Raw genomic sequence first — 2,345 nt, 5'->3', positions numbered from 1 at the left:
GGCGTGCGCGCCGGGTCCGGCGGCGTTGCCGGGGATGGTCGCCCCGGACACCGCCGGGTCGGCGCCCACGACCGCGACCGACCCCGCCCCGGAGGCGGACTGGGCGGACGTGCGCTTGATCTGTTCCTTCTCGCGCTGCCGCAGCAGGGCTTTGACATCGTCGGCGCCCAACAGCCCGGGGAGCCCGATGTAGTCGGCCTCCTCCTCGCTGCCGGCGAATGTGGCCGTGCCGTAGGACGAGCCCTCGTACACGATCTGGTCGAGCTCTGCGTCGGCGCCGAGGGAGATGTAACCGCGGTCCTCGTCGTCCTCGGTGTTCTCGTCCTGCTGCTGGTTCGCCTGGGCGAGCAGCTGGTCCTCCAGCCCCTCCTCCCGGTGGGGCTTGCCCAGGACGTGGTCGCGCTGCGCCTCCATCTGCGAAGCCAGTTGCAGCAGCACGGGTACGGACGGGAGGAACACCGACGCGGTCTCCCCGGGCCGACGGGACCGGACGAACCGCCCGATCGCCTGCGCGAAGTACAGGGGTGTCGAGGCACTGGTGGCGTACACGCCGACGCTCAGTCGTGGCACGTCGACGCCCTCGGAGACCATCCGGACCGCGACCATCCACTCGTCGGTGGAGTCGGAGAAGGTACCGATCCGACTCGAGGCGGTCGGGTCGTCGGAGAGGACGACGGTCGGCGGGGTACCGGTGATCTCCGTCAGGAGCGCCGCGTACTCGCGGGCGCGCTCCTGGTCGGTGGCGATCACCAGACCGCCGGCGTCGGGCACTCCGCCGGCGCGGATCTGCCGGAGCCGGGTGTGCGCCGCCTGGAGCACGGCGGGCATCCAGTCACCGTGGGGGTCGAGGGCGACGCGCCAGGCACGGGACGTCTGGTCGGCACTCAGCGGCTCGCCGAGGCGGGCCGAGAACTCCTCGCCGGCGTTGCTGCGCCACCGGGCCTCGCCCGAGTAGGCGAGGAACACCACGGGGCGGACGACGCCGTCGGCCAGAGCATCGGCGTAGCCGTAGGAATGGTCGGCCTTGGAGCGCTGGTGTCCCTGCCCGTCGGGCTCGTAGGTGACGAACGGGATGGGACTGTCGTCGGACCGGAACGGGGTGCCGGTCAACGACAAGCGGCGCTCCGCGTCCTCGAACGCCTCGCGGATCGCGTCGCCCCAGCTCTTCGCGTCACCACCGTGGTGGATCTCGTCGAGGATCACCAGGGTGCGCCGGGACGCGGTGCGTTCCCGGTGCTTGAACGGGTGCGCGGCCACCTGGGCGTATGTCACCACCACGCCGTGGTATTCCGGGGCGAGCGCGCCCGAGGTGTTGGAGTACTCGGGGTCGAGGGCGATGCCCGCGCGCGCGGCCGAGGCGGCCCACTGGTACTTGAGGTGTTCGGTGGGGGCCACCACGGTGATCGCGTCGACCGTGCGGTCGGCGAGCAGTTCGGAGGCGACTCTCAGGCCGAACGTCGTCTTGCCGGCGCCCGGGGTCGCCACGGCGAGGAAGTCCTTCGGCCGCGCCATGAGGTACTTGCGCAGCGCGGTGCGCTGCCAGGCGCGCAGCGACGCACCCCCGGCCGGCGGGGTGGAGTGTTCTGCGGTCTGTTCGTCTGGGCCCGGGACCGCGCCGGGATCACTCACCAGGCTTCAGGGTCTCGTAGACGCGCTTGCACTCCGGGCACACCGGCGATCCGGGCTTCGCGGATCGGGTGACCGGGAAGACCTCACCGCACAGGGCGATCACGTAGGAACCCATGACCGCGCTCTCGGCGATCTTGCTCTTGTCCACATAGTGGAAGAACTTGGGTGCGTCGTCCTGCGTCTCCTCGGTCGTCGTGACCTCGGGACGCTCGAGTGTCTTCGTCCGGGTGGTACTCACCCCCTCATGATGCCGCACCCGGGCGTCGCGGCGCCAACGCCGGAGTACCTTGGGCCCCATGGCACCCGACTTCCGCCGTCAGCGATCCGGGGAACGGGACGACACCTCGAGGCCCGTTCTCATCACGGGCGCGCGCGAGTCGTACCACGACGAGCTGGCGGCCCGGAAGAAGCGCTACTTCCTGCTGATGAGTATCCGGATCCCCGCGCTCTTCCTGGCGGCGGGGTCGCTGGCCCTCTGGAACAACCCGTGGATCGCCCTGGCGATCGTGGCGGGGTCCATCCCGATCCCGTGGATCGCCGTCATCGGGGCCAATGACCGGCCTCCCCTGCCCAAGGGACAGGCCCGCACCTACACGGCGGGTCGCCTGTCGTCGAACATCCCGTATGCGCTGCCACCCGGGCTCACCGGGACCGACGCGCCGTCCGGGCGCGGCGCCGGCGGCATCGGCGGCACCGGCACCGATGCCGCCCGGGCC

Annotated in this window: 3 protein-coding genes; 1 reads left to right on the top strand and 2 read right to left on the bottom strand. The window is 71.3% G+C overall.

Translation table 11 applies throughout. The features are described 5' to 3' along the window. Together G6024_RS10025 and G6024_RS10020 are read right to left on the bottom strand one after the other, a co-directional pair. The coding region (locus G6024_RS10025; protein WP_422110364.1) for a DEAD/DEAH box helicase at positions 1–1,629 on the bottom strand (1,629 nt) is incomplete at its 3' end. Continuing rightward, complete coding sequence (locus G6024_RS10020) at positions 1,622–1,867, bottom strand: DUF3039 domain-containing protein (protein WP_017837712.1); 246 nt, start codon at positions 1,865–1,867, stop codon at positions 1,622–1,624. The genes G6024_RS10025 and G6024_RS10020, both read right to left, overlap by 8 nt. A gap of 58 nt (positions 1,868–1,925) precedes the next feature. Here G6024_RS10020 and G6024_RS10015 point away from each other — a divergent pair. Continuing rightward, positions 1,926–2,345: DUF3099 domain-containing protein (locus G6024_RS10015; RefSeq protein WP_159148618.1), on the top strand; the 420-nt coding region annotated here is incomplete at its 3' end.

Source organism: Dietzia maris (genome assembly GCF_014144855.1).
GTDB classification, from domain to species: Bacteria; Actinomycetota; Actinomycetes; order Mycobacteriales; family Mycobacteriaceae; genus Dietzia; species Dietzia kunjamensis.
The sequence above is the reverse complement of the archived record's forward strand: the minus strand, read 5'-3'. Positions and strand labels throughout refer to the sequence as shown.